This is a genomic window from Vibrio sp. 970, assembly GCF_033339075.1.
This window is the reverse complement of record NZ_JAWOTW010000795.1, coordinates 1-521: the sequence shown is the minus strand read 5'-3', so window position 1 is coordinate 521 and position 521 is coordinate 1. Positions and strand designations below refer to the sequence as shown.

Here is a 521-nt window from a genome sequence, read left to right as displayed (position 1 = left end):
AGCTTTCGTGTCCATGCTTGAACCACTTAATTAAGCTATAAATTCCGACCAGAAAAGCGATGAAGGTAAATAAAGAGAGGATGTCAGCTTGACGTTGTTGCGTTCTCGTCCATTGAGGTTGGCGCGGCATAAATACACTGCGCCACAGCGTGGCTGGATTCATGTCAATCTTCCTTGATTGATTTCTTATTAGACATCCGACCACGATAGTTTTGCAACATTTTTACAACAAATTTATTCCTTAAATCTGTCTGAGGTGTCTCATTTTTAGTACGGTGAGAGTCTAGCGATAACGCCCTTTTCTCGCACTGCTTGCTTTACCTGCGAGCGCAACCAAGGTCTTGTTCGTATTGGCATGACAAATTGCCACACCGAGTGCATCCGCGGCATCGGCTTGAGGCTTCGCAGGTAATTTTAACATGTGCTGCACCATGTGCTGAACTTGCACTTTGTCTGCACCACCAGTCCCCACTACAGCTTGCTTAATTAGACGTGCAGCATACTCATACACAGGAAGATCC

The 521-nt window shown here is 45.5% G+C and carries 1 protein-coding gene and 1 pseudogene; both read right to left on the bottom strand.

The features are described from left to right. Window positions 1–163 (bottom strand): annotated as a pseudogene (locus R7Q11_RS29240) (chemotaxis protein); the annotation flags it as partial. Window positions 164–283: 120 nt separating this feature from the next. Then, a partial coding sequence (locus R7Q11_RS29235; RefSeq protein ID WP_225467353.1) for a crossover junction endodeoxyribonuclease RuvC occupies window positions 284–521 on the bottom strand: 238 nt, incomplete at its 5' end.